Source organism: Streptomyces indicus (assembly GCF_900100315.1).
GTDB lineage: Bacteria > Actinomycetota > Actinomycetes > Streptomycetales > Streptomycetaceae > Streptomyces > Streptomyces indicus.
The window spans coordinates 11,499-34,260 of sequence record NZ_FNFF01000022.1; the positions used below are offsets into that span (position 1 = coordinate 11,499).

A 22,762-nucleotide genomic window follows, 5' to 3' on the forward strand; every position below is an offset into this window, starting at 1 on the left:
GGTCATGCGTCCTCGGGCGCTCCTCCGTCCTCCTCGGCCGGTGCCTCGCCCGGCTGGTCCTCGCCTACGCCGGACCACTCGGCCAGGACCCCGAGCACCAGCTCCCCGTACGTCGCGAGCTTCTTCTCGCCCACTCCGCTGATGCCGCCCAGTTCGTGGATGGTGGAGGGCCGGTTGAGGGCGATCTCCCTGAGGGTGGCGTCGGGGAAGACCACATACGCCGGGACGCCCTGCTCCTTGGCCTGGGCCGCCCGCCAGGTGCGCAGCGTCTCGAAGAGCGGCAGCAGCTCCTCGGGCAGGTCGACGGCCGCCTTGGCCTTGCGCTCGCCCTTGGCCCCGGAACTCCGCGACGACGGCGCCCGCTTGGGCTCCTTGCGCAGCGGCACCTCGCGCTGCCGCGAGAGCACCGCGCCGCTGTCCTCGGTGAGCACCAGCGTCCCGTACTCCCCCTCGACCGCGAGCAGGCGCTGGGCGAGCAACTGCCGCACCACGCCCCGCCATTCGGCCTCGGAGAGCTCCTCGCCGATGCCGAACACGGAGAGCTGGTCGTGGTCGAACTGGATCACCTTGGCCGTCCTGCGGCCGAGCAGGATGTCGACGATCTGGCCCGTGCCGAATTTCTGGCCGCGCTCGCGCTGCAGCCGTACGACGGTGGAGAGGACCTTCTGTGCGGCGACCGTGCCGTCCCAGCTCTCCGGCGGGGTGAGGCAGGTGTCGCAGTTGCCGCAGCTCGGGCTCTGCTGCTTCTGGCCGAAGTACGCGAGGAGTTGGGCGCGGCGGCACTGGACCGTCTCGCACAGGGCGAGCATCGCGTCCAGGTGGGCGGCGGCCCGGCGCTGGAAGGCGAGGTCGCCCTCGCCGCTCTGGATGAGCTTGCGCTGCTGGACCACGTCCTGCAGTCCGTACGCCATCCAGGCCGTGGACGGCAGGCCGTCGCGGCCCGCGCGGCCGGTCTCCTGGTAGTAGCCCTCCACGGACTTCGGCAGGTCGAGGTGGGCGACGAAGCGGACGTCGGGCTTGTCGATGCCCATGCCGAAGGCGATGGTGGCGACGACCGTCAGGCCCTCCTCGCGCAGGAAGCGGGACTGGTGGTGCGCCCTGGTCTGTGCGTCCAGACCCGCGTGGTACGGGACGGCCGGGATGTCATTGCGATTGAGGAACTCGGCTGTCTTTTCGACGCTGTTGCGCGAGAGGCAGTAGACGATGCCCGCGTCGCCCGGGTGCTCCTCCTTGAGGAAGCGCAGGAGCTGCTTCTTGGGGTCGTCCTTGGGGACGATCCGGTACTGGATGTTGGGCCGGTCGAAGCTCGCCTCGAAGTGGCGGGCTCCGTCCATGCCGAGGTTCTTGGTGATCTCCTGGTGCGTGGCGCGCGTGGCGGTCGCGGTCAGGGCGATGCGCGGGACGTCGGGCCAGCGCTGGCCCAGCATGGACAGCGCGAGGTAGTCGGGGCGGAAGTCGTGGCCCCACTGGGCTACGCAGTGGGCCTCGTCGATGGCGAAGACGGAGATCTTGCCGCGGGAGAGCAGGTCCACGGTGGAGTCGAGGCGGAGGCGCTCGGGGGCGAGGTAGAGCAGGTCGAGCTCGCCTGCCGTGAACTCGGCCTCGACGAGGCGCTGTTCGTCGAAGTCCTGCGTGGAGTTGATGAACCCGGCCCGTACGCCGAGGGCGCGCAGGGCGTCGACCTGGTCCTGCATCAGGGCGATGAGCGGGGAGATCACGACGCCGGTGCCGGGTCTGACGATCGAGGGGATCTGGTAGCAGAGCGACTTGCCGGCGCCGGTGGGCATCAGGACGACGGCGTCGCCGCCGGCGACGACGTGGTCGATGATCGCTTCCTGGTCGCCGCGGAAGCTGTCGTATCCGAAGACGCGGTTCAGCGTGCGGAGGCTGTCGGTCTCGGTGAGGGTGCTGCTGTCGGTGCGGGTGGTGCTCTCCGTGAGCCCGGGGTCGGCGTGGTCCGCCGGGCTCGCCTCGTCCATCACTGCGATACCGCCCATCGTTGTCTCCCCCGTGCGTCTCGTGGGCCGTGTCTCGACCACGCCCATCACGATAGGCCTCCGCACGGACAGTCCGTTTGTTATCCACAGGTCCTGTGGATAACGCCTCTGGGTGCGGTGCTTCTCGGGCTGCCCCCGTCGGCTGCTCCGCCGCTCCGCGGCGGCGGTGGGGTCGAGGGCTGACGCCCTCAACCCTGTTGCTTCGCCGCTCCGCGGCGAGCGTGGGGGATGTGGGGCTCACGCCCCACGCCCCCGTTCGCGGGGGCTCCGCCCCCTGCACCCCCGCGAAGCTCCGCCGACCCAGGGCGCGCAGCGGGTCGGGGCTGACGCCCCGACCACGTTGCTTCGCCGCTCCGCGGCGGATGTCGGGGGAAGCAGGGCTGACGCCCCACAGCCCTCGCGGGGGCTCCGCCCCCTGCACCCCCGCAACACCGCTCCCCGGCAGGCGACCGGCGAGCAACCAGCACCCAACGCCGGGCCGGGCCGGCCCCACCACCCCACCCCAACCCCAAAGCCAACCGCCCAGCACCCCACCAAGGGGACACCGGGCGGTAAGCCGAAGCGTGCAGCAAGCGTCAGCGGACGAAGACTCCCGCCTGGTTTGCCAGGTCCAGGAAGTACTGGGGGGCCAGGCCCAGGACCAAGGTGACGGCTACGCCTACGCCGATGGCCGTCATCGTCAGTGGGGACGGGACCGCCACCGTCGGGCCCTCCGGCTTGGGCTCGCTGAAGAACATCAGGACGATCACGCGGATGTAGAAGAAGGCCGCGATGGCCGAGGAGATCACGCCGACCACGACCAGCGCGCCCGCGCCGCCCTCAGCCGCCGCCTTGAACACCGCGAACTTGCCCGCGAAGCCCGACGTCAGCGGGATGCCCGCGAAGGCCAGCAGGAACACCGCGAAGACCGCCGCCACCAGCGGTGAACGGCGGCCCAGGCCCGCCCACTTGGACAGGTGCGTCGCTTCGCCGCCCGCGTCCCGGACCAGCGTGACCACGGCGAAGGCGCCGATGGTCACGAAGGAGTAGGCGAGGAGGTAGAAGAGGACCGAGGAGATGCCGTCCGGGGTCGTCGCGATGACGCCCGCCAGGATGAAGCCCGCGTGGGCGATCGAGGAGTAGGCCAGCAGGCGCTTGATGTCCGTCTGCGTGATGGCCACGATCGCGCCGAGGAGCATCGTGACGATGGCCACGCCCCACATCACCGGGCGCCAGTCCCAGCGCAGGCCCGGCAGGACCACGTAGAGGAGACGGAGCAGCGCGCCGAACGCCGCGACCTTCGTCGCCGCCGCCATGAAGCCCGTGACCGGGGTCGGGGCGCCCTGGTAGACGTCCGGGGTCCACATGTGGAACGGGACCGCGCCGACCTTGAAGAGCAGGCCCATCAGGATCAGTGCGGCGCCGACCAGGAGCAGCGCGTCGTTGCCCATCGTGCCGGCGAGCGCCGGGGTCACGTTCTGCACGGTGCCGTCGACGACGTCGGCGATGCCCGCGTACGAGACGGTGCCCGCGTATCCGTACAGGAGCGCGATGCCGAAGAGCAGGAAGGCGGAGGAGAACGCGCCGAGGAGGAAGTACTTGACCGCCGCCTCCTGCGACATGAGCCGCTTGCGGCGGGCCAGGGCGCAGAGGAGGTAGAGCGGCAGGGAGAAGACCTCGAGCGCGATGAAGAGCGTCAGGAGGTCGTTCGCCGCCGGGAAGACCAGCATGCCGCCGATGGCGAAGAGGGCGAGCGGGAAGACCTCGGTGGTGGTGAAACCGGCCTTGACCGCGGCCTGTTCGCTCTCGCTGCCCGGCACGGACGCCGCCTGGGCCGCGAAGGAGTCGACACGGTTGCCGTGCGCCTCCGGGTCCAGGCGCCGCTCGGCGAAGGTGAAGACGGAGACCAGTCCGGCCAGCAGGATCGTGCCCTGCAGGAACAGCGCGGGTCCGTCCACGGCCAGCGCGCCCATCGCCGCGATGCCGGACTCGGTGGTGCCGCGTCCGTCGGCCGCCAGGGCCACGACGGCCGCGAAGGCCGAGACCAGCGCGACCACGGACAGGAACAGCTGTACGTAGTAGCGCGAGCGGCGCGGCACGAACGCCTCGACCAGGATGCCGAGCACCGCCGCGCCGATCACGATCAGCGTGGGGGCGATCAGGCTGTACTCGATCTGCGGGGAGTCGATCTTGGCGACCGGCTCCGCCGCCGCGGCCCACAGGCCACCGTGGGCCCAGAGCCCGTCGGAAGCCGAGAGACCGTCGGTTGTCCACAGGCTGTGGACGGCTGTTGCGCTCACTTGGCCGCCACCTCCGGCTCAGGGTCGGGGTTCTCATCCCCGTAGACATCGGACAGCGTGTGTCCCACGGCCGGGTCGACCACGTCGGTCAGCGGCTTCGGGTACACGCCGAGGAAAACAAGGAGAACGATCAGCGGGCCCACCACGAGCAGTTCCCGCAGCTTCAGGTCGGGCATCTTCGCCGTCTCGACCTTCACCGGGCCCGTCATCGTCCGCTGGTAGAGGACGAGCGAGTACAGCGCGCCGAGCACGATGCCGAAGGTGGCGATGATGCCGATGACCGGGTAGCGCGCGAACGTGCCGACCAGGACCAGGAATTCGCTCACGAACGGGGCGAGGCCCGGCAGCGACAGCGTGGCCAGCGAGCCGATCAGGAAGGTGCCGGCCAGGATCGGCGCCGCCTTCTGCACCCCTCCGTAGTCCGCGATGAGCCGCGAGCCGCGCCGGGAGATCAGGAAGCCCGCGACCAGCATCAACGCGGCCGTGGAAATACCGTGGTTGACCATGTAGAGCGTCGCGCCGGACTGGCCCTGGGTCGTCATGGCGAAGATGCCCATGATGATGAACCCGAAGTGCGAGATGGACGCGTACGCCACCAGGCGCTTGATGTCCCGCTGGCCGACCGCGAGCAGCGCCCCGTACACGATGGAGACCAGGGCCAGGACCAGGATGACCGGGGTGGCCCACTCCGAGGCGCCCGGGAAGAGCCCGAGGCAGAAGCGGAGCATCGCGAAGGTGCCGACCTTGTCGACCACCGCCGTGATCAGTACGGCGACCGGGGCGGTGGCCTCGCCCATCGCGTTCGGCAGCCAGGTGTGCAGCGGCCATAGCGGGGCCTTCACCGCGAAGGCGAAGAAGAAGCCCAGGAACAGCAGGCGTTCCGTGTTGGTCGCCATGTTCAGTTCGCCGGAGGCCCGCATCTCGGCGATCTCGGTCAACGAGAAGGTGCCGGCGACGACATAGAGCCCGATCACCGCGGCCAGCATGATCAGGCCGCCGACCAGGTTGTAGAGCAGGAACTTGACGGCCGCGTACGAGCGTTGGGCCGCCGCGTTCTGGTCCGAGCCGCTGTGGGCGCGGTCGCCGAAGCCGCCGATGAGGAAGTACATCGGGATGAGCATGGCTTCGAACAGGATGTAGAAGAGGAAGACGTCGGTGGCCTCGAAGGAGAGGATCACCATCGCCTCGACCATGAGGATCAGGGCGAAGAAGCCCTGGGTCGGGCGCCAGCGCGTGTTCCCCGTCTCCTGCGGGTCGGCGTCGTGCCAGCCCGCCACGATGATGAACGGGATCAGCAGGGCGGTGAGGCCGATGAGGGCCACGCCGATGCCGTCCACGCCCAGCTCGTAGCGGACCCCGAAGTCGGCGATCCAGGAGTGCGACTCGGTCAGCTGGTAACGGTCCGCGCCCGAGCCGGTGTTGAACCGGACCGCGACGACGGCCGCGAGGGCCAGCGTGGCGAGCGAGAAGAACAGCGCGAGCCATTTGGCCGCGGTGCGCTTGGCGGCGGGCACGGCGGCGGTGGCGATCGCACCGACCGCCGGCACCACGGCCGTCGCTGTCAGAAGAGGAAAGGACATCGTGATCAGACCGCCCTCATCAGCAGGGTCGCGGCAACCAGTACCGCCGTACCGCCCAACATCGAGACCGCGTAGCTGCGGGCGAAGCCGTTCTGCAGCTTGCGCATCCGGCCGGAGAGCCCGCCGAAGGACGCCGCCGTGCCGTTGACCACCCCGTCGACCAGGGTGTGGTCCACGTAGACGAGGGAGCGCGTGAGGTGCTCGCCGCCGCGGACCAGGACCACGTGGTTGAAGTCGTCCTGGAGCAGGTCGCGGCGGGCGGCCCGGGTGAGGACCGAGCCGCGCGGCGCGGTGACCGGGACCGGGCGCTTGCCGTACATGAACCAGGCGATGGCGACACCGATGGCGAGGACCACCATCGTGGAGGCCGTGATCGCCGGAACGCTGATCACCGGGTGCGGGTGCTCGAAGGCCGTGACCGGCTCCAGCCAGTGCACGAACGACTCGTTGAGCGAGAAGAGTCCGCCCGCGAAGACCGAGCCGAAGGCGAGCACGATCATCGGGATCGTCATCGACTTGGGGGACTCGTGCGGGTGCGGCATCTCCCCGGCGTGCGCGTCGTCCGCCGCGGGCTCGGCGCTCGGCTCCTTGTGCGGGTCGGGCGTCGGCTGCCAGCGCTTCTCGCCGAAGAAGGTCATCAGCATCACGCGGGTCATGTAGAACGCGGTGATGCCGGCGCCCAGGAGCGCGACCCCACCGAAGATCCACGGCCGTACGCCGTCCCCGTACGCGAACGCCGCCTCGATGATCTTGTCCTTGGACCAGAAGCCCGACAGGCCAGGGAAGCCGATGATCGCGAGGTAGCCGAGGCCGAAGGTGACGAAGGTGACCGGCATGTACTTGCGCAGGCCTCCGTACTTCCGCATGTCCACCTCGTCGTTCATGCCGTGCATGACCGAACCGGCGCCGAGGAAGAGCCCGGCCTTGAAGAAGCCGTGCGTCACCAGGTGCATGATCGCGAAGGCGTAGCCGATCGGGCCGAGGCCTGCCGCGAGGACCATGTAGCCGATCTGCGACATCGTCGAGCCCGCGAGGGCCTTCTTGATGTCGTCCTTCGCGCAACCGACGATCGCACCGAACAGGAGCGTGACCGCACCGACGATGACGACCGCGAGCTGCGCGTCCGGGGCGGCGTTGAAGATCGCGCCGGAGCGGGTGATCAGGTAGACGCCCGCGGTCACCATGGTCGCGGCGTGGATGAGGGCCGAGACCGGGGTCGGGCCCTCCATCGCGTCCCCGAGCCAGGACTGCAGCGGCACCTGGGCCGACTTGCCGCACGCGGCGAGCAGGAGCATCAGGCCGATGGCCGTGAGCTTGCCCTCGCTGGTCTCACCGGTGGCCGCGAGCACATCGCCGAAGGCGAAGGTCCCGAACGTGGTGAACATCAGCATGATCGCGATGGACAGGCCCATGTCGCCGACGCGGTTGACCAGGAAGGCCTTCTTGGCCGCGGTGGCCGCGCTGGGCTTGTGCTGCCAGAACCCGATGAGCAGGTACGACGCCAGACCGACGCCTTCCCAACCCACGTACAGAAGCAGGTAGTTGTCGGCGATGACCAGGATCAGCATCGCCGCGAGGAAGAGATTCAGATAGCCGAAGAAGCGGCGCCGGCGCTCGTCGTGCTCCATGTAGCCGATCGAGTAGATGTGGATCAGCGAACCCACACCGGTGATCAGGAGCACGAACGTCATCGACAACTGGTCGAGCTGGAAGGCGATATCGGCCTGGAAGCCGCCGACCGGGATCCAGCTGAACAGGTGCTGGTGCATCGCCCGGTCCTCGCCGTCCCGGCCGAGCATGTCCGTAAAGAGCAGTGCGGCGACGACGAACGAGCCGAGCGCGAGCAGTGTGCCGAGCCAGTGGCCGGTCCGGTCGAGCCGGCGCCCGCCGCACAGCAGGATCACCGCTCCGAGCAGAGGCGCCGCGACGAGCAGCGCAATCAAGTTCTCCACGATTCAGCGACCCCTTTAGAGCTTCATCAGGCTGGCGTCGTCGACCGAGGCCGAGTGGCGGGAACGGAACAGGGACACGATGATCGCGAGTCCGACCACGACCTCGGCGGCCGCGACGACCATCGTGAAGAACGCGATGATCTGGCCGTCGAGATTGCCGTGCATCCGCGAGAAGGCCACGAGCGCCAGGTTGCAGGCGTTGAGCATCAGCTCGATGCACATGAACACGACGATCGCGTTCCGCCTGATCAGGACGCCGGTGGCACCGATCGCGAACAACAGGGACGCGAGATAGAGGTAGTTGACCGGGTTCACTTGGCAGCCTCCTGACCCCTGCCGAGCCGCTCCTCGGAGCGCTGTTCCAGAGCCGCGAGGTCCCGCAGCGCCTCCGTGGACACGTCGCGGATCTGACCGCGGTCGCGCAGGGTCTTCATCACCGTCAGCTCGGACGGGGTGCCGTCGGGCAGCAGGCCGGCGATGTCCACCGCGTTGTGCCGGGCGTAGACACCGGGCGCCGGCAGCGGCGGCAGGTGCTTGCCCTCGCGTACACGCTGCTCGGCCAGCTCGCGCTGGGTCTTGGCGCGCTCGGTGCGCTCGCGGTGCGTGAGCACCATCGCGCCGACGGCGGCCGTGATGAGCAGGGCGCCGGTGATCTCGAAGGCGAACACGTACTTGGTGAAGATGAGGGCGGCGAGGCCCTCCACGTTCCCGCCCGCGTTGGCCGTGCCGAGGCCGTTGAACTCGGTGATCGCCGCGTTCCCGATCCCGCCCACGAGCAGGACCGCGAAGCCGAGGCCGCAGAGCAGGGCCAGCCAGCGCTGGCCCTTGATGGTCTCCTTCAGGGAGTCGGCCGCGGTGACACCGACGAGCATGACCACGAAGAGGAAGAGCATCATGATCGCGCCGGTGTAGACGACGACCTGGACGATGCCCAGGAAGTACGCACCGTTGGCGAGGTAGAACACCGCCAGGATGATCATGGTGCCGGCCAGGCACAGCGCGCTGTGCACGGCCTTCTTCATCAGGATCGTGCACAGCGCGCCGATCACGGCGACGGTGCCGAGCACCCAGAACTGGACGGCCTCACCGGTGGAGGTGGTGTAGGCGGCGAGGTCGGTCACCGCCTGGGAGGCGAGCGCGCTCATCGGCCGATCACCTTCCCCGAAGCGGGCTCCTCCGGACCGAAGGTCGACTCCGCCTCCTGCACCACTTCGCCCTTCGACACCGCGGGCTGCTGGACGGTGCCGGGCGCGGCCTCGGTGACGAGACCCCGGTAGTAGTCGCCCTCGTCCATGCCCGGGTAGATCGCGTGCGGGCTGTCGACCATGCCCTCTTCGAGCCCGGCGAGCAACTGCTCCTTGGTGTAGATGAGGTTGGCGCGGCTGGAGTCGGCCAGCTCGAACTCGTTCGTCATCGTGAGCGCCCGGGTCGGGCAGGCCTCGATGCAGAGCCCGCACAGAATGCAGCGCGCGTAATTGATCTGGTAGACGCGGCCGTAGCGCTCACCCGGCGAGTAGCGCTCCTCGTCCGTGTTGTCCGCGCCCTCCACGTAGATCGCGTCGGCGGGACAGGCCCAGGCGCACAGTTCGCAGCCGACGCACTTCTCGAGTCCGTCGGGGTGCCGGTTGAGCTGGTGCCGGCCGTGGAAGCGCGGCGCCGTGGTCTTCTGCTGCTCCGGGTACTGCTCCGTGAGCCGCTTCTTGAACATGGCCTTGAAGGTCACGCCGAACCCGGCGACGGGGTTGTGGAACCCCTGCGCCGTGTCCTTGCCTTCGACCGGTTCCGCGCCGGACGCCTGAGCCGGCAGGCCGGCGCCTCCGGTCGGCGCAGTGGACTCGATGGCCTTCCCATTCTCCTCAGACACCGTCAGCCTCCTTTCCGTCACTGGGAGTATCCGACCCGCCACTGACAACCAACTCCCGCTCGTGCCTGGGCCGTCGGCGCGGCACGGGCGGCAGGGTCTGACCGGGCTTCGGCGGTACGGGGAAGCCGCCGGCCATCGGGTCGAAGACCTCCGGGGCCTGCTCGGCCTCCGTGTCCTTCTCCTTGCCGCGGAACATGTCCACCACGAAGGAGAGGAGCAGCAGGGCGAGGACGCCGCCGCCCACGTACATCACGATCTCGGAGAAGTCGTAGTTCTCGTTACGGAGCGTCCGCACGGTCGCGACGAGCATCAGCCAGACCACGGAGACCGGGATGAGCACCTTCCAGCCGAGCTTCATCAGCTGGTCGTAGCGCACACGCGGGAGCGTGCCGCGCAGCCAGATGAAGAAGAACAGCAGCAGCTGGACCTTGACGATGAACCAGAGCATCGGCCACCAGCCGTAGTTGGCGCCCTCCCAGAAGGTGCTGATCGGGTACGGGGCCCGCCAGCCGCCCAGGAAGAGGGTGGTCGCCACGGCCGAGACCGTCACCATGTTCACGTACTCGGCGAGCATGAAGAGCGCGAACTTGATGGAGGAGTACTCGGTGTTGAAGCCGCCGACCAGGTCGCCCTCGGACTCCGGCATGTCGAACGGGGCGCGGTTGGTCTCGCCGACCATGGTCACGATGTAGAGCAGGAACGAGACCGGCAGGAGCAGGATGTACCACCTGTCCCCCTGCGCCTCCACGATCGTCGAGGTCGACATCGAGCCCGAGTAGAGGAAGACGGAGGCGAAGGCCGCACCCATGGCGATCTCGTACGAGATCATCTGGGCGCAGGAGCGCAGACCGCCGAGCAGCGGGTACGTGGAGCCGGAGGACCAGCCCGCGAGCACGATGCCGTAGATGCCGACCGAGGCGACCGCGAGGATGTAGAGCATCGCGATCGGCAGGTCGGTGAGCTGCATCGTGGTGCGCTGGCCGAAGATCGACACCTGGTTGTCGGCGGGCCCGAAGGGGATCACCGCGATCGCCATGAAGGCCGGGATGGCCGCGACGATCGGCGCCAGGATGTACACCACCTTGTCGGCGCGCTTGACGATGACGTCTTCCTTGAGCATCAGCTTCACGCCGTCCGCGAGGGACTGGAGAAGTCCCCACGGGCCGTGGCGGTTGGGGCCGATGCGCAGCTGCATCCAGGCGACGACCTTGCGCTCCCACACGATGGAGAGCAGCACGGTCACCATCAGGAACGCGAAGCAGAAGACCGCCTTGACGGCGACGAGCCACCACGGGTCGGTGCCGAACATCGACAGGTCCTCTGCGGCAAGCGGGGTCATCATGCCTCCACCTCCGCCACTTCCGAAGTCACAGTTGCCGGGCCGATCTTGACCAGCTCACCGGGGCGGGCCCCGGTGTCGGAGGCGACGCCGCCGCCCGCCGAGTTCAGCGGGAGCCAGACCACGCGGTCGGGCATCTCGGTGACCTGGAGCGGCAGCTGAACGGAGCCGGCGGGGCCGGTGACCGCGAGCTCGTCTCCGTCCTTGACCCCGGCCTCGGCCGCGGTGGCGGCGGAGACCCGGGCGACGGCGGCGTGCCGCGTACCGGCGAGCGCCTCGTCGCCCTCCTGGAGCCGGCCCTGGTCGAGCAGCAGCCGGTGGCCGGCGAGCACCGCCTCGCCCGAGCCCGGACGGGGCAACGGCCCGGCGGTCTCCAGCGGTTCGGTGGCGCGCGGTCCGTCCCAGGGGCCGAGCCGGTCCAGCTCGCGGTGGATGGACGCGTTGTCCGGCAGCGCGAGGTGGACGTCCATCGCGTCCGCGAGCATGTGCAGCACGCGGGCGTCGGTGGGCGACAGGGCGCGGGTCATGTGGTCCGGCTTGATCGCGGCCTCGAACGGCCTTGCCCGGCCTTCCCAGTTGAGGAAGGTGCCGGCCTTCTCCACGACCGCGGCCACCGGCAGGACGACGTCGGCCACGGCGGTGACCTCGCTCGGCCGCAGTTCGAGCGAGACCACGAAGGCCGCGCTGAGCGCCTCGCGCGCGCGGGCCGGGTCCGGCAGGTCCGCGACCTCGACGCCGGCCACGACCAGCGCGCCGAGCTCTCCGGTGGCGGCGGCCTCGACGATCTGGCCGGTGTCGCGCCCGTAGCGGTGCGGGAGTTCGGCCACACCCCAGGCGACGGCGACTTCCTCGCGGGCCCGCGGGTCGGTCGCCGGACGCCCGGCCGGGAGCAGCGAGGGCAGCGCGCCCGCCTCGATGGCGCCGCGCTCCCCCGCCCTGCGCGGGATCCACAGGAGCTGGGCGCCGGTGGCGGTGGCCGCGCGCATCGCCGCGGTCAGCGCGCCCGCGACGGACGCGAGCCGCTCACCGACGATGATCACGGAGCCTTCACCGCGCAGCGCCTCGGCCGCCTTCGCGCCCTCCTCGTCGAGCCCGACGCCGGAGGCGAGCGCGTCCAGCCACTCGGTCTCGGTGCCGGGCGCGGCGGGAAGCAGCGTGCCGCCGGCCTTCTCCAATCCCCGCGTCGCGTACGGCGCGAGGCCGAAGGTGCGCTGGCCGGACTTGCGCCAGGCCTTGCGCAGCTTCAGGAAGACGCCGGGCGCCTCCTCCTCGGCCTCGATGCCGACGAGCAGCACCGCGGGCGCCTTCTCCAGCTTCGTGTACGTGACTCCGGAACCGTCGAGGTCACGGCCGCGGCCCGCCACCGCGGCGGCCAGGAAGTCGGCCTCCTCGGAGGAGTGGACGCGGGCCCGGAAGTCGACGTCGTTGGTGTCGAGGGCCACGCGCGCGAACTTGCTGTACGCGTAGGAGTCCTCGACGGTCAGGCGGCCGCCGGCCAGAACTCCCGCGCGGCCACGGGCGGCGAGCAGTCCCTCAGCGGCCTTTTCGAGAGCCTCCGGCCAGGACGCGGGCTCTAGAACGCCTTCGGCATTCCGTACGAGAGGAGTCGTGAGCCGGTCGCGCTGCTGCGCGTACCGGAACCCGAACCGCCCCTTGTCGCAGATCCACTCCTCGTTGACCTCGGGGTCCTCGGCGGCGAGCCGCCGCATGACCTTGCCGCGCCGGTGGTCGGTGCGGGTGGCGCAGCCGCCCGCGCAGTGCTCGCACACGCTCGGGGACGACACGAGGTCGAAGGGGCGCGAGCGGAAGCGGTACGCGGCCGAAGTGAGCGCGCCCACCGGGCAGATCTGGATGGTGTTCCCGGAGAAGTACGACTCGAAGGGGTCGCCCTCGCCGGTGCCGACCTGCTGCAAAGCACCGCGCTCGATCAGCTCGATCATCGGGTCGCCCGCGATCTGGTTCGAGAAGCGGGTGCAGCGCGCGCAGAGCACGCAGCGCTCGCGGTCGAGCAGCACCTGGGTCGAGATCGGCACGGGCTTCTCGTACGTGCGCTTCTTGCCCTCGAAGCGCGAGTCCGCCTGGCCGTGCGACATGGCCTGGTTCTGCAGCGGGCACTCGCCGCCCTTGTCGCAGACCGGGCAGTCCAGCGGGTGGTTGATGAGCAGGAGCTCCATCACACCCTTCTGCGCCTTCTCCGCGACCGGCGAGGTCAGGTGGGTCTTGACCACCATGCCGTCGGTGCAGGTGATGGTGCAGGAGGCCATGGGCTTGCGCTGCCCCTCGACCTCGACGATGCACTGCCGGCAGGCGCCGGCCGGGTCGAGCGCCGGGTGGTCGCAGAAGCGCGGGATCTCGATGCCGAGCTGCTCGGCGGCCCGGATGACGAGGGTGCCCTTGGGCACGCTCATCTCCACGCCGTCGATGGTCAGCGAGACCAGGTCCTCCGGCGGGACCGCCGCCTCTCCGCCCCCCGCGGGAGCGTTCGTCGTGACGGTCATGCGTTCACCTCCGCGTGCTTGTCCGCCCACAGGGTCGACTTGGCGGGGTCGAAGGGGCAGCCCTTGCCGGTGATGTGCTGCTCGTACTCCTCGCGGAAGTACTTGAGCGAGGAGAAGATCGGCGAGGCGGCGCCGTCGCCGAGGGCGCAGAAGGACTTGCCGTTGATGTTGTCGGCGATGTCGTTCAGCTTGTCGAGGTCGGACATCTGTCCCTTGCCGGCCTCGATGTCACGGAGCAACTGCACCAGCCAGTACGTGCCTTCGCGGCAGGGGGTGCACTTGCCGCAGGACTCGTGGGCGTAGAACTCGGTCCAGCGCGTGACCGCCCGGACGACGCAGGTGGTCTCGTCGAAGCACTGGAGGGCCTTGGTGCCGAGCATGGATCCCGCGGCGCCCACGCCCTCGTAGTCCAGGGGGACGTCGAGGTGCTCGTCCGTGAACATGGGGGTGGAGGATCCGCCCGGCGTCCAGAACTTCAGCCGGTGTCCGGGCCGCATCCCGCCGCTCATGTCGAGGAGTTGGCGCAGCGTGATCCCGAGCGGGGCCTCGTACTGGCCGGGACTCGCCACATGGCCGCTGAGCGAGTACAGCGTGAAGCCCGGGGACTTCTCGCTGCCCATCGACTTGAACCAGTCCTTGCCCTTGTTGAGGATCGCGGGAACAGACGCGATGGACTCCACGTTGTTCACCACAGTGGGGCACGCGTACAGACCCGCGACCGCGGGGAAGGGGGGACGGAGCCTGGGCTGGCCGCGACGCCCTTCGAGCGAGTCGAGCAGGGCCGTTTCCTCGCCGCAGATGTACGCGCCGGCGCCGGCGTGCACGGTGAGTTCGAGGTTCAGCCCGCTGCCGAGGATGTTCTCGCCGAGGAAGCCGGCCTCGTATGCCTCGCGTACGGCCTCGTGCAACCGCCGCAGGACGGGGACGACTTCACCGCGCAGGTAGATGAAGGCGTGCGAGGACCGGATCGCGTAACAGGCGATCACGATGCCCTCGATCAGGCTGTGCGGGTTGGCGAAGAGGAGCGGGATGTCCTTGCAGGTCCCGGGCTCCGACTCGTCCGCGTTCACCACCAGGTAGTGCGGCTTGCCGTCCCCCTGCGGGATGAACTGCCACTTCATGCCGGTCGGGAAGCCGGCGCCGCCGCGGCCGCGCAGACCGGAGTCCTTCACGTACGCGATGAGGTCGTCCGGGGACATCGCGAGCGCCTTGCGCAGGCCCTCGTACCCCTCGTGGCGCCGGTAGGTCTCCAGCGTCCAGGGCTTCTCCTCGTCCCAGAACGCGGAGAGCACCGGGGCGAGCAGCTTCTCCGGGCTTGTTTCGTTGATCTCGGCTGCCAAGGTCATCACTCCCCCTCCTCGGCGGTGGGGCCTGCCGGGTGGGCCGGGTCGGAGGCCGAGGTGTCCTGCGGCGCGTCGTGCGAGGACAGGTGCTCGGCCGGGCGCTCGTCCCGCAGGGCCTCGCCGCGCGGGTGGACGACGCGGGCCGGTGCCACCTCGCCCTTCGCGAGACGCAGCCCGATGAGCGAGGCGGGCCCGGCGCCGCCGGACTCGTCCACCGCGCCTTCGCGCTGGTCGGGGAAGCCGGCCAGGATGCGGGCGGTCTCCTTGAAGGTGCACAGCTTGGCGCCGCGTGTGGGCTGGACCTCGCGTCCGGCGCGCAGATCGTCGACCAACTGCCGTGCGCTGTCCGGGGTCTGGTTGTCGAAGAACTCCCAGTTGACCATCACCACGGGGGCGTAGTCGCAGGCCGCGTTGCACTCGATGTGCTCGAGGGTGACCTTGCCGTCCTCGGTGGTCTCGTTGTTGCCGACCCCCAGATACGACTTCAGGTCCTCGAAGATCGCGTCGCCGCCCATGACCGCGCACAGCGTGTTCGTGCAGACGCCGACCTGGTAGTCACCGCTCGGCTTGCGCCGGTACATGGTGTAGAAGGTCGCGACCGCCGTGACCTCGGCCGTGGTCAGGCCGAGCACATCGGCGCAGAACTGCATGCCGGTCCGGGTGACATGACCCTCCTCGGACTGCACGAGGTGCAGCAGCGGAAGCAGCGCCGAGCGCGAGTCCGGGTAGCGGGCGATCACCTCCTTGGCGTCGGCTTCGAGCCGGGCACGGACGTCGGCCGGGTAGTCGGGGGCCGGCAGCTGGGGCATGCCCAGGCTGACGCCCTCTTGTGAAGTGGTCACCGGTCGACGCCTCCCATCACGGGGTCGATGGACGCGACGGCGACGATGACGTCGGCGACCTGGCCGCCCTCGCACATCGCCGCCATGGCCTGCAGGTTGGTGAAGGACGGGTCGCGGAAATGGACCCGGTAGGGGCGGGTGCCGCCGTCGGAGACGACGTGCACGCCGAGCTCGCCCTTGGGCGATTCGACGGCCGCGTACGCCTGTCCCGGCGGGACCCGGAAGCCCTCGGTCACCAGCTTGAAGTGGTGGATCAGGGCCTCCATGGAGGTGCCCATGATGTTCTTGATGTGGTCGAGCGAGTTGCCCAACCCGTCCGGGCCGAGCGCGAGTTGCGCGGGCCAGGCGATCTTCTTGTCGGCCACCATGACCGGTCCCGGCTCCAGACGGTCCAGACACTGCTCGATGATCCGCAGCGACTGCCGCATCTCTTCGAGCCGGATCAGGAAGCGCCCGTACGAGTCGCAGGTCTCGGCGGTCGGGACCTCGAAGTCGTACGTCTCGTAGCCGCAGTACGGGTCCGTCTTGCGCAGGTCGTGCGGGAGGCCGGCCGAGCGCAGGATCGGGCCCGTGGCGCCGAGGGCCATGCAGCCCGCGAGGTCGAGGTAGCCGACGTCCTGCATACGGGCCTTGAAGATCGGGTTCCCGGTGGCGAGCTTGTCGTACTCGGGAAGGTTCTTCTTCATGGTCTTCACGAACTCGCGCAGCTGGTCCATCGCGCCCGGCGGCAGGTCCTGGGCGAGACCGCCCGGCCGGATGTACGCGTGGTTCATGCGCAGACCGGTGATCAACTCGTACAGATCCAGGATCAGTTCGCGGTCCCGGAACCCGTAGATCATGATCGTGGTCGCACCCAGCTCCATACCGCCGGTGGCGATGCAGACCAGGTGCGAGGAGAGTCGGTTCAGCTCCATGAGCAGGACGCGGATGATGTTCGCGCGGTCCGGGATCTGCTCCTCGATGCCGAGCAGCTTCTCCACGCCCAGGCAGTACGCCGTCTCGTTGAAGAACGGCGTCAGGTAGTCCATGCGCGTGACGAAGGTGGTGCCCTGCGTCCAGGTCCGGTACTCGAGGTTCTTCTCGATGCCGGTGTGCAGATAGCCGATGCCGCAGCGGGCCTCGGTGACCGTCTCGCCGTCGATCTCCAGGATCAGGCGGAGCACGCCGTGCGTGGACGGGTGCTGCGGGCCCATGTTGACGATGATGCGCTCGTCGTCGGACTTGGCCGCGGACTGGGCGATCTCGTCCCAGTCGCCACCGGTGACCGTATATACGGTCCCCTCGGTGGTCTCGCGTGCGGATGCGTGCGACGTGCTCATGAGTACGACCTCCGCTGGTCCGGAGCCGGGATCTGGGCGCCCTTGTACTCGACGGCGATACCGCCGAGCGGATAGTCCTTGCGCTGCGGGAAGCCCTGCCAGTCGTCCGGCATCATGATCCGCGTCAGCGCCGGGTGACCGTCGAAGATCAGCCCGAAGAAGTCGTACGTCTCGCGCTCGTGCCAGTCGTTGGTCGGGTAGACGCCGACCAGGCTGGGCACGTGCGGATCGCTGTCCGGGGCGCTGACTTCGAGCCGGATAAGCCGGCCGTGCGTGAGCGAGCGCAGGTGGAAGACGGCGTGCAGCTCGCGGCCCTTGTCGTTCGGGTAGTGCACACCGGAGACGCCGGTGCACAGCTCGAAGCGCAGGGCCGGGTCGTCGCGCAGGGTGCGGGCGACCTGGACGAGGTGCTCGCGTACGACGTGGAAGGTGAGCTCGCCGCGGTCGACGACCGTCTTCTCGATGGCGTTCTCCGGAAGGAGGTCCTGCTCCTCCAGGGCGCCTTCGAGTTCGTCGGCCACCTCGTCGAACCAGCCGCCGTACGGCCGGGCGGACGGACCGGGCAGCCTGATCGAGCGGACGAGGCCGCCATAACCGGACGTATCACCGCCGTTGTTGGCGCCGAACATGCCGCGCTGGACGCGGATCTCCTCGCCGTGCTCGCCGCGCTGGCCGGGGAGGTTGGAGGCGCCGAGGTCCTTCTCGGGGTTCACGCCGTTGCTGTTCTCACTCACCGGAGCAGCCCCTTCATCTCGATCAGGGGGAGCGACTTCAGGGCCGCCTCCTCCGCCTCGCGGGCGGCGTCTTCGGCGTTCACACCGAGCTTGGAGCCCTGGATCTTCTGGTGCAGCTTGAGGATCGCGTCCATCAGCATCTCGGGCCGCGGCGGGCAGCCGGGCAGGTAGATGTCGACGGGGACGATGTGGTCGACGCCCTGGACGATCGCGTAGTTGTTGAACATGCCGCCGGAGGAGGCGCAGACGCCCATCGAGATGACCCACTTGGGGTTGGGCATCTGGTCGTAGACCTGCCTGAGGACCGGCGCCATCTTCTGGCTGACCCGGCCCGCGACGATCATCAGGTCCGCCTGGCGGGGCGAACCGCGGAACACCTCCATGCCGAAGCGGGCGAGGTCATAGCGGCCCGCACCCGTCGTCATCATCTCGATCGCGCAGCACGCGAGGCCGAAGGTGGCGGGGAAGACGGATGCCTTGCGCACCCAGCCCGCGGCCTGTTCGACCGTCGTCAGCAGAAAACCGCTCGGCAGCTTCTCTTCGAGTCCCATTGGTGACCCCTCAGTCCCATTCCAGGCCGCCGCGCCGCCATACGTACGCGTAGGCGACGAAGACGGTGAGCACGAAGAGCAACATCTCCACGAGCCCGAAAACACCCAGGGCGTCGAAGGTGACCGCCCAGGGATAGAGGAAGACGATCTCGATATCGAAGATGATGAAGAGCATCGCCGTCAGGTAGTACTTGATCGGGAAGCGCCCACCGCCGGCCGGAGTCGGCGTCGGCTCGATACCGCACTCGTAGGCTTCGAGCTTGGCGCGGTTGTACCGCTTTGGACCGATAAGCGTGGCCATGACCACGGAGAAGATCGCAAAGCCTGCCGCTAGGGCTCCCAGTACGAGGATGGGCGCATAGGCGTTCACCGCTCCTCGCTCCTCTCAGTCGACATTGACTGCTTCGGCGGACGGACCTGCACGGGGCGCGGCCCCGTCGCCGGACGTGTGTCCCGGCTCACCAAGATCGTGCTTATGTGAGGCAGTTCACAAGCCCAACTGCCCCGCATCCTATGCCTGCCGGTCTGTGATCTGCGACACGGGGTACGACAACGCCTTTGTGATCTCCACCACCTGACGAAGGATCATGAAGTCGGATGAGCGGTGATCTTCACACGCGAAGCTCCGGAGTGATCACCAATGGTGATCAATTCGCCAGTTACCCTGGTCATGGGGGTGCGCCCACTATCAAGTGATGGCTACTGCAAGCAAATTGGCGCCTTGATCGGGAACCTGATAAGGGGAGCCTTCCCTCGCCCGGGGGACCTCTTCGTACGCGCGCTGACGCGTGCACGCGTTCACGATCGATCGGTGCCGGAGATGTGCCCGGAATGCGACTGCGGGGTGAACGGCCGCCGGAGATCGTCACGGTGACCATTCCGTGACCTGTGCCACACCTGTGCGGCGGCTGAACAACCGGGCTTGGCCAACGAGGCCGAGCAGTGGTAGGCGCCTGGCAAATCGGGCGTTATTTGGAAAACCCATGATCACAGCGTCGATCAAGGCTGTCCGAATTGCCCGTTACGGCGTCAATAAGCGTCGACACGCGCGGGATTCGGCTTGATCGGCCTCAACTGTGGCGCAGCACACGTTTCTTGAAGGGAACCCTGACGCCCTGATAGCGGTTGTTCTCATGTCCCACACCGCTCACATACCCAGCCACCGGAAGCCCCGCCCGCAGCGCGTCACCAAGCTGCGCGCCGGAGTTGCCGGTGGCGTCCTCAGCACCCTCGCGGTGGCCGGCACCACTGGCATGGCGAACGCGGCCGAGCCGGTGACCGAGACCATCGAAATGCCCACGCTCACCGCCGACCTGGCGACCCAGGTGGCCGCCACGGCGGACGCCACGCAGCAGGCGGCCGACGCGTACACGCTCCAGGCGGACAAGGACGCGGCCGTCGAGCAGGCGGCCAAGGACGCCAAGAAGGCCAAGGAGAAGGCCGAGGCGAAGGCCGAGGCCGAGAAGAAGGCCGCCGAGCGCGCGGCCAAGGAGCGCGCCGCCCGCAGCTCCGAGCGCGCCACGCTCTCCACCGCCTCCTCCGCCGCCACCGCCGAGGCCCCCGCCTCCGGCTCGGTCTCCGCGGTCATCTCCTTCCTCAAGGCGCAGCTCGGCGACGCGTACGTCATGGGCGCCACCGGCCCCAACGCCTGGGACTGCTCCTCCCTCGTCCAGGCCGCCTTCAAGCAGGCCGGCGTGGACCTCCCCCGCGTCTCCCAGGACCAGTCGACGGTCGGCACCGAGGTCGGCACGTCCAACCTCCAGGTGGGCGACATCCTTTACTGGGGCGGCAAGGGCTCCGCGTACCACACGGGTGTCTACATCGGTAACGGCCAGTACCTGGACGCCGCGAACCCCTCGAAGGGCGTCGTCATCCAGGACCTGTCGGGCTACCCGGCTTCGGGCGCGGTCCGCGTCCTGTAATTCCCGCTAGCCATCAGGGCCGCCGCTCCTCGGGGGAACGGCGGCCCTTTGGCGTGCGCGGAGTTACGGCACGACGTGTCGGTGACGCGCACCCCATCGCACCCGCAGCCGCGGACCGGGCGTGCAAGCCGTGACGCACGCCCCCACCGGACCCGCAGCCGCACGACCGTCGGAAGGGGACGGGGAGGGGTGCCGGTTACACGGGCGCCCCCGACCCGGACGTGCACGCTCGCAGACCTGCGGCGCCATTGCCCGTGTAACCGGTACCCCGGACCGGCACCGACCCCAAACGAACGGGAACGCGGATCACACCCGCCCACGCGACAGGCGGGGAAAGGGGGTTGAGGGCGACGGGGGAGGCGCACAGGGCCGCAGCCGAGACCGCGAACGGGAGCGAGAGCGGGGCCTAGCCGTGGGCGCGAGCGGGAGCGAGAGCGGGAGCGAGAGCGGGGCCGGGAGCGAGAGCGGGGCCGGGCCGTGGGCGAGAGTCGCCCGAAGGGGCGCACCAACCAGCCGCACCACCTGGCGGGGGCTCCGCCCCCTGCACCCCCGCCCCGCGCCCACACGGGGCCCAGCCAGGCGGGGCAAGGAGGTTGGGGCGACGGGGAGGCGCACAGGGCCGCAGCCAAGAGCGGGGCCGGGGCCAGGGGTGAGAGCTGCCCGAAGGGCGCACCAACCAACCCCAGCACCCGGCGGGAGCTCCGCCACCTGCACCCCCGCAGGGCCCAGCCAGGCAGGGCAAGGGGGTTGGGGGGACGCGGAGGCGTACAGGGCCGCAGCCACGGCCGCAGGCGCCAGCCCCTAGCACCCGCTCCGCACCCACGTGCCCCACCCCTTGCTACGCTCCCCCGCCATGACAGAAATCGTGCACCTCACCGAGCGCACCCTGTGGGACGAAGCCGTTCGGGCGGGGGTGTACGCGCAGTCCACTCGGGGGCGGACCCTCGCTGAGGAAGGGTTCGTTCACTGTTCGACGTGGGAGCAGCTGCCCGACGTCGCGTCGTTTCTGTACCCCGACGCCGACGCCCCCGGTCGCCGCGCACTCGAACTCGTGCTGCTCGTCATCGAGTCCGAGCGGCTGAGCGTGCCCGTGCGCTACGAGGCCGCGGCTCCCGGCGGGCCCGAGTTCCCGCACATCTACGGGCCGGTCCCGACGGAAGCCGTGGTCCGCGTGGAGAGCTGGCCTCCCCCGGGGTGTCTCGGGCTCAGGCCTTCGGAGCCACCTTCGACAGACCGTTGATGATGCGGTCCATCGCGTCCCCGCCCGACGGATCCGTCAGGTTGGCGAGCATCTTCAGCGTGAAGCGCATCAGCATCGGGTGCGTCAGACCCCGCTGCGTCGCAATCTTCATGACCTTCGGGTTGCCGATCAGCTTCACGAACGCGCGGCCCAGCGTGTAGTACCCGCCGTAGGTCTCCTTGAGGACCTTCGGGTAGCGCGCGAGGGCCAGTTCGCGCTGCGCGGGCGTCGCCCGGGCGTGGGCCTGGACGATGACGTCCGCGGCGATCTGGCCGGACTCCATGGCGTACGCGATGCCCTCGCCGTTGAAGGGGTTCACCAGGCCGCCCGCGTCACCGACGAGCAGCAGGCCCTTCGTGTAGTGCGGCTGGCGGTTGAAGGCCATGGGGAGGGCCGCCCCGCGGATCGGTCCGGTCATGTTCTCGGGCGTGTAGCCCCAGTCCTCCGGCATCGAGGCGCACCACGCCTTCAGCACCTCGCGCCAGTCCAGCTCGCGGAAGGCCTTGGAGGAGTTGAGGATGCCGAGGCCGACGTTCGACGTGCCGTCGCCCATGCCGAAGATCCAGCCGTAGCCGGGAAGGAGTCGGTCCTCGCCCGGGCCTCGGCGGTCCCACAGTTCCAGCCAGGACTCCAGGTAGTCGTCGTCGTGGCGGGGCGAGGTGAAGTACGTACGGACCGCGACGCCCATCGGGCGGTCCTCGCGGCGGTGCAGGCCCATCGCCAGCGAGATGCGGGAGGAGTTGCCGTCGGCGGCGACCACCAGCGGGGCGTGGAAGGTGACGTCCTGCTTCTCCTCGCCGAGCTTGGCGTGCACACCGGTGATGCGGCCGGTGCGGTCGTCGAGGATCGGGGCGCCGACGTTGCAGCGCTCGTACAGCCGCGCCCCCGCCTTCTGCGCCTGGCGCGCGAGCTGCTCGTCGAAGTCGTCGCGCTTGCGCACGAGTCCGTAGTCCGGATACGAGGCCAGCTCGGGCCAGTCGAGCTGGAGGCGCACCCCGCCGCCGATGATGCGCAGGCCCTTGTTGCGCAGCCAGCCGGCCTCTTCGGAGATGTCGATGCCCATCGACACCAGCTGCTTGGTGGCACGCGGGGTCAGACCGTCGCCGCAGACCTTCTCGCGCGGGAACGCGGTCTTCTCCAGGAGCAGGACGTCGAGTCCGGCCTTCGCCAGGTAGTAGGCCGTCGTGGATCCGGCCGGTCCGGCTCCGACCACGATGACGTCGGCGGTGTGCTCGGCCTGTCCGGACTGTCCGGAGGATTCGGCGAGGGGCTTGGTCAGGGAGTCGGAGGCGGGCTCGGAGA

At 69.3% G+C, this 22,762-nt stretch carries 18 protein-coding genes; 2 read left to right on the forward strand and 16 right to left on the reverse strand.

Going from position 1 to position 22,762, the window contains the following annotated elements:
• Positions 1 to 2 precede the first annotated feature (2 nt).
• The 15 genes from recQ to BLT97_RS33425 form a co-directional block, all read right to left on the reverse strand.
• The gene (recQ, locus tag BLT97_RS33355) at positions 3 to 1,997 is read right to left on the reverse strand and encodes a DNA helicase RecQ (protein ID WP_245769685.1); all 1,995 of its coding nucleotides are present in this window, start codon (positions 1,995 to 1,997) and stop codon (positions 3 to 5) included.
• A 575-nt stretch (positions 1,998 to 2,572) separates the two neighbouring features.
• The gene (nuoN, locus tag BLT97_RS33360) at positions 2,573 to 4,276 is read right to left on the reverse strand and encodes an NADH-quinone oxidoreductase subunit NuoN (protein ID WP_425442806.1); all 1,704 of its coding nucleotides are present in this window, start codon (positions 4,274 to 4,276) and stop codon (positions 2,573 to 2,575) included.
• Positions 4,273 to 5,856 carry an NADH-quinone oxidoreductase subunit M gene (locus BLT97_RS33365; RefSeq protein ID WP_093617097.1) on the reverse strand — a complete coding sequence of 528 codons (1,584 nt, stop codon included), beginning with the start codon at positions 5,854 to 5,856 and terminating at the stop codon, positions 4,273 to 4,275. Before BLT97_RS33365 ends, nuoN begins: the two co-directional genes overlap by 4 nt.
• A gap of 5 nt (positions 5,857 to 5,861) precedes the next feature.
• Positions 5,862 to 7,808 (reverse strand): NADH-quinone oxidoreductase subunit L, encoded by a 1,947-nt coding sequence (nuoL, locus tag BLT97_RS33370; protein ID WP_093617099.1) that lies wholly within the window; start codon positions 7,806 to 7,808, stop codon positions 5,862 to 5,864.
• A 15-nt stretch (positions 7,809 to 7,823) separates the two neighbouring features.
• Positions 7,824 to 8,123: an NADH-quinone oxidoreductase subunit NuoK gene (gene nuoK, locus BLT97_RS33375; RefSeq protein WP_062780258.1), complete on the reverse strand. Its 300-nt coding sequence runs from the start codon at positions 8,121 to 8,123 to the stop codon at positions 7,824 to 7,826.
• A complete protein-coding gene (locus BLT97_RS33380; protein WP_093617101.1) occupies positions 8,120 to 8,953 on the reverse strand; it encodes an NADH-quinone oxidoreductase subunit J in 834 nt (277 codons plus the stop codon). The genes nuoK and BLT97_RS33380 overlap by 4 nt, the downstream gene beginning before the upstream one ends.
• Entirely contained in the window at positions 8,950 to 9,615 is a 666-nt protein-coding gene (gene nuoI / locus BLT97_RS33385) for an NADH-quinone oxidoreductase subunit NuoI (RefSeq protein ID WP_093617214.1), read from the reverse strand. The genes BLT97_RS33380 and nuoI overlap by 4 nt, the downstream gene beginning before the upstream one ends.
• Positions 9,616 to 9,664: 49 nt before the next feature.
• The gene (gene nuoH, locus BLT97_RS33390; RefSeq protein WP_093617103.1) at positions 9,665 to 11,011 is read right to left on the reverse strand and encodes an NADH-quinone oxidoreductase subunit NuoH; all 1,347 of its coding nucleotides are present in this window, start codon (positions 11,009 to 11,011) and stop codon (positions 9,665 to 9,667) included.
• Positions 11,011 to 13,509, reverse strand: a complete 2,499-nt coding sequence (locus BLT97_RS33395; RefSeq protein ID WP_093617105.1) for an NADH-quinone oxidoreductase subunit G — start codon at positions 13,507 to 13,509, stop codon at positions 11,011 to 11,013. Before BLT97_RS33395 ends, nuoH begins: the two co-directional genes overlap by 1 nt.
• The gene (nuoF, locus tag BLT97_RS33400; protein WP_176953981.1) at positions 13,506 to 14,858 is read right to left on the reverse strand and encodes an NADH-quinone oxidoreductase subunit NuoF; all 1,353 of its coding nucleotides are present in this window, start codon (positions 14,856 to 14,858) and stop codon (positions 13,506 to 13,508) included. Before nuoF ends, BLT97_RS33395 begins: the two co-directional genes overlap by 4 nt.
• Positions 14,855 to 15,661, reverse strand: coding sequence for an NADH-quinone oxidoreductase subunit NuoE (gene nuoE / locus BLT97_RS33405; RefSeq protein WP_093617109.1), 807 nt, complete (start codon positions 15,659 to 15,661; stop codon positions 14,855 to 14,857). Before nuoE ends, nuoF begins: the two co-directional genes overlap by 4 nt.
• 29 nt (positions 15,662 to 15,690) lie before the next feature.
• Positions 15,691 to 17,013, reverse strand: coding sequence for an NADH-quinone oxidoreductase subunit D (locus BLT97_RS33410; protein ID WP_093617111.1), 1,323 nt, complete (start codon positions 17,011 to 17,013; stop codon positions 15,691 to 15,693).
• The gene (locus BLT97_RS33415; protein WP_093617113.1) at positions 17,010 to 17,747 is read right to left on the reverse strand and encodes an NADH-quinone oxidoreductase subunit C; all 738 of its coding nucleotides are present in this window, start codon (positions 17,745 to 17,747) and stop codon (positions 17,010 to 17,012) included. Before BLT97_RS33415 ends, BLT97_RS33410 begins: the two co-directional genes overlap by 4 nt.
• A complete protein-coding gene (locus BLT97_RS33420; protein WP_093617115.1) occupies positions 17,744 to 18,298 on the reverse strand; it encodes a NuoB/complex I 20 kDa subunit family protein in 555 nt (184 codons plus the stop codon). The genes BLT97_RS33415 and BLT97_RS33420 overlap by 4 nt, the downstream gene beginning before the upstream one ends.
• A gap of 10 nt (positions 18,299 to 18,308) precedes the next feature.
• Positions 18,309 to 18,668: an NADH-quinone oxidoreductase subunit A gene (locus tag BLT97_RS33425; RefSeq protein WP_093617117.1), complete on the reverse strand. Its 360-nt coding sequence runs from the start codon at positions 18,666 to 18,668 to the stop codon at positions 18,309 to 18,311.
• 763 nt (positions 18,669 to 19,431) lie between these two features.
• Here BLT97_RS33425 and BLT97_RS33430 point away from each other — a divergent pair.
• Entirely contained in the window at positions 19,432 to 20,220 is a 789-nt protein-coding gene (locus BLT97_RS33430) for a C40 family peptidase (protein WP_093617119.1), read from the forward strand.
• A gap of 853 nt (positions 20,221 to 21,073) precedes the next feature.
• Entirely contained in the window at positions 21,074 to 21,460 is a 387-nt protein-coding gene (locus BLT97_RS33435) for a DUF952 domain-containing protein (RefSeq protein ID WP_093617121.1), read from the forward strand.
• Here BLT97_RS33435 and BLT97_RS33440 read toward each other — a convergent pair.
• Positions 21,426 to 22,739: a geranylgeranyl reductase family protein gene (locus BLT97_RS33440; RefSeq protein WP_093617216.1), complete on the reverse strand. Its 1,314-nt coding sequence runs from the start codon at positions 22,737 to 22,739 to the stop codon at positions 21,426 to 21,428. The genes BLT97_RS33435 and BLT97_RS33440 overlap by 35 nt on opposite strands.
• Between the last annotated feature and the right edge of the window lie 23 nt (positions 22,740 to 22,762).